Origin of the sequence: uncultured Alistipes sp. (genome assembly GCF_902388705.1) — a bacterium.
In the GTDB taxonomy this organism is placed as follows: Bacteria; Bacteroidota; Bacteroidia; order Bacteroidales; family Rikenellaceae; genus Alistipes.
The window spans coordinates 1-3,434 of record NZ_CABMQJ010000108.1; the positions used below are offsets into that span (position 1 = coordinate 1).

The 3,434-nt window shown below is 61.5% G+C and carries 4 protein-coding genes and 1 tRNA gene; 4 read left to right on the top strand and 1 reads right to left on the bottom strand.

Annotation, left to right across the window (positions count from 1 at the left end; translation table 11 throughout):
* From QZT71_RS12160 to rpsT, 3 genes are all read left to right on the top strand, one after another.
* A partial coding sequence (locus QZT71_RS12160; RefSeq protein WP_295916599.1) for an ABC transporter ATP-binding protein occupies positions 1-633 on the top strand: 633 nt, incomplete at its 5' end.
* Positions 634-733: 100 nt separating this feature from the next.
* Positions 734-808 (top strand) — tRNA-Glu (locus tag QZT71_RS12165).
* A 191-nt stretch (positions 809-999) separates the two neighbouring features.
* The gene (gene rpsT / locus QZT71_RS12170; protein WP_295916601.1) at positions 1,000-1,251 is read left to right on the top strand and encodes a 30S ribosomal protein S20; all 252 of its coding nucleotides are present in this window, start codon (positions 1,000-1,002) and stop codon (positions 1,249-1,251) included.
* Positions 1,252-1,572: 321 nt separating this feature from the next.
* Here rpsT and thiL read toward each other — a convergent pair whose 3' ends face one another.
* Positions 1,573-2,610: a thiamine-phosphate kinase gene (gene thiL / locus QZT71_RS12175; protein WP_295916603.1), complete on the bottom strand. Its 1,038-nt coding sequence runs from the start codon at positions 2,608-2,610 to the stop codon at positions 1,573-1,575.
* Between the two features lie 94 nt (positions 2,611-2,704).
* Between thiL and QZT71_RS12180 the strand changes: the two genes are divergently transcribed.
* Positions 2,705-3,277 carry an adenylate kinase gene (locus QZT71_RS12180; RefSeq protein ID WP_295916604.1) on the top strand — a complete coding sequence of 191 codons (573 nt, stop codon included), beginning with the start codon at positions 2,705-2,707 and terminating at the stop codon, positions 3,275-3,277.
* Positions 3,278-3,434: the final 157 nt, after the last annotated feature.

Sequence of the window (3,434 nt, forward strand, 5' to 3'; positions counted from 1 at the left end):
CTGCGCGCCGCGGCCGGGCTGGGCGAAGCCGCCTCGGGCGAAATCACGCTCTGCGGACACGCACTCGCCTCGCTCACGCCGCTGCAGCGCGCCTCGATTGTAAGTTTCGTCACCACCGACAAGGTGCGCATCCCCAACCTCGCGTGCGAGGACGTCGTAGCCCTCGGCCGGGCCCCCTACACCAACTGGATCGGGCGCATGCAGGAGGCCGACCACGACATCGTGGCCCGCTCGCTGGCACAGGTCGGCATGGCCGGCTTCGCCCGCAAGACGATGGACCGCATGTCCGACGGCGAATGCCAGCGCATCCTGATTGCCCGCGCACTGGCGCAAGACACCCCCGTCATCCTGCTCGACGAACCCACGGCTTTCCTCGACCTGCCGAACCGCTACGAGCTGGCGACGCTGCTGCGCCGCCTGGCGCACGACGAGGGCAAATGCATCCTCTTCTCGACGCACGATCTGGACGTGGCGCTGGGGCTCTGCGACGCCATAGCGCTCATCGACACCCCTGCGCTGCACTGCCTCCCGGCAGCCGAAATGGCTGCGAGCGGCCATATAGAGCGGCTTTTCGCCGGCGCAGGCATCGCCTTCGACCCCGCAACGCTGACCGTCCGGCTCGCAAAAAAATAGAAGAAGCGCATTTTTTCGGCCTTTTTTTTGTTAAACTCACTTTTTTACTTACCTTTGCACCGCTAAAGTCACCCTTTCGGGGGTGTGCGATAGTGGTAAAGGCCCATTCGTCTATCGGTTAGGACGCAAGATTTTCATTCTTGAAAGAGGAGTTCGACTCTCCTATGGGCTACCAACGAGGAGGGCTGCCGGGCGGCACGAAACGGGAAGGGCCGGAAACGGTTCGCGCCCCGGGAATCCGGAACGACGGGCAAACCTCTACGGGTGAATACTTTTCAAGGAGCGGACCTGCGGGTCTATCCACACGCAGCCACGGCTGTTTACCGATTTAGCAACTGAAAAAGTAAAAAATAAAAAATCAGGATTATGGCAAACCATAAGTCATCGAAAAAACGCATTCGTCAGTCCGCGACGAAACGTGCCCACAACCGTCTGTACCACAAGACGGCGCGCAACGCCGTGAAAGCGCTGCGCAGCACCTCGGAGAAGAGCGCAGCAGAAACACTGCTTCCCAAGGTAACGGCCATGCTGGACAAGCTCGCAAAGCACAACATCGTCCACAAGAACAAAGCCGCGAACCTCAAGAGCGCACTCCAGCTCCACGTGAACGCATTGTAATCCGAACGGATGCAAAGACAAAAGCTGCCCGAAAGGCAGCTTTTTTTTATTCTCTGCGTACATCATTTCATTTACCGCCCCGGCGGCAACGGACTGCGGAGCGCCGCAAACAGGCCGCACCCCACAGGAATTCCGTCTGCGGCAAGTGGACGCACCCACCGCGCGTCTTTTCCCGCACGACCGGATCCGGCAACGGATTCTTCACGCGAGTCCCGGCCCGCAGGCCCTGCATTCCGTAAATTACGGTCTGCGCGCCGACGCTAAACGGCCGTTCTGCGTGTCACTGGCTTCCGCGCGGCTCCGCAGCGCGCCGGCGCCCCGTTACTCTTTCTCGGGAAATCCCTGCGCCTTGAGGCGGATATCCGAACCGTCGGGCGTTACCAGGTAGGCCCCCGTCGACTCGGGCGTGATATGGCCGATGACGTCGACACACCCCATGCGCATCACCTGCTCCTGCATCGCCAGCGGCACGGTGAAAAGCAGCTCGTGATCCTCGCCGCCGTTGAGCGCCGCCACGACCGGATCGGCATGCAACTCCTCGGCCAGCGCATAGGTCTGCCGGGCGATGGGCATGCGATCGAGGTAGATGCGCGCGCCGCACTTCGAAGCCCGGCACAGCTGCAGCAGGTCGCTGGCCAGGCCGTCCGACAGGTCTATCATCGACGTCGGCACGATTCCCTCCTCGGCCAGCGCCTCGACGATATCCTTGCGCAGGCGCGGCTTGAGGTACTTCTCCAGCAGGTACTCATACCCCGCGAACTTCGGCTCCGGATTCTGCACGTCGGACAGCACGCGCTTCTCACGCTCCAGGAGCCGCAGCCCCATGTAGGCGGCCCCGAGGTTGCCCGAAATGCAAATCAGGTCGTTCTGCTGCGCACCGCTGCGGTATACGACTTTCTCCCGCGCGGCATGCCCGACAGCCGTCAGGTTCAGCACCAGCCCCGTCATCGAGGCTTTCGTATCGCCCCCCGCCAGGTCGATTCCCTGCTCCTTGCAGGCGAACGCAATTCCCTCGTACAAATCCTGCAGCGCCTCCACCGACATCTTGGCCGACACGCCGAGCGAAACCAGCAGCTGCGACGGCGTGGCGTTCATCGCCAATATATCGCTCGCAGCCACCGTCACGGCCTTGTAGCCGAGGTGCTTGAGCGGGAAATAGGTCAAATCGAAATCGACACCCTCCAGCAGCGTATCCGTCGAACAGAGCATCACCTCGCCCGCCGGAGGTACAATCACCGCGGTATCGTCGCCCGCTCCGCGGAGCGTCGACTCGTTGGCGGGTTCGAACCCCTTGGTCAGCAGGTCTATCAGGCCGAACTCGCCCAGCTCGGCGATTTCGGTGCGTCGTTTCTTTTCCATATTATAAATTTTTTTACAAAATTACGGAATCTTTACTCTTTCCCAAAAATTTAGCGTATTTTTGTCCGGTTAATCCCAAATTCGGTTTCTACATATGGTAAACATCGTCTTATTCGGTGCGCCGGGGTGTGGCAAAGGCACGCAGGCGCAGCGGCTGAAAGCACACTACGGCATCGAACACGTTTCGACGGGCGAGGTTATCCGCGACGAAATCCGCCGCGGCACGGAACTCGGACGCAGCATGGAATCCTGCATCAAGGCGGGCAAACTGGCCCCCGACGAAATCGTCATCGGCATGATCGCCAACTACGTCGACGAACACAAGCAGGCCAAAGGCTGCATCTTCGACGGCTTCCCCCGCACCACGGTGCAGGCCGAAGAATTCGACAACATCCTCGCGCAGCACGGACTGAAAGTCGACGTCATGGTCGACATCCACGTCCCCGAGGAGGAGCTCATCCAGCGCATCCTGCTCCGCGGCAAGGATTCGGGCCGCGCCGACGACGCCTCGGAGGAGGTCATCCGCGGCCGCCTCGACGTCTACCGCCGGCAGACCGCCATCGTTTCGGACTACTACGCCGCACAGGGCAAATACGCCTCGGTCAATGGCACCGGCACGATGGAAGAGGTCTTCGCCCGCATCACCGACGTCATCGACCGGCTTTAGCCGCGCAGGCACGCACCCCTAACTGCGCAGTCCCGGGGCAAAACCTGTTCCGGACTTTGCCTTATTCGCTCCGCACCGCTCCATCCGACGCCCGTCCCGGGCCTGTTTTTCCGCGTGCGGCCCGTCCGGCTTCGCCCCTGCCGTCCGCCCCGGCCCC

Excerpts from the sequence above, each read along its gene's own strand:
- rpsT (WP_295916601.1), top strand. The coding sequence starts at position 1,000 with ATGGCAAACCATAAGTCATCGAAAAAACGCATTCGTCAGTCCGCGACG.
- thiL (WP_295916603.1), bottom strand. The coding sequence starts at position 2,610 with ATGGAAAAGAAACGACGCACCGAAATCGCCGAGCTGGGCGAGTTCGGC.
- QZT71_RS12180 (WP_295916604.1), top strand. The coding sequence starts at position 2,705 with ATGGTAAACATCGTCTTATTCGGTGCGCCGGGGTGTGGCAAAGGCACG.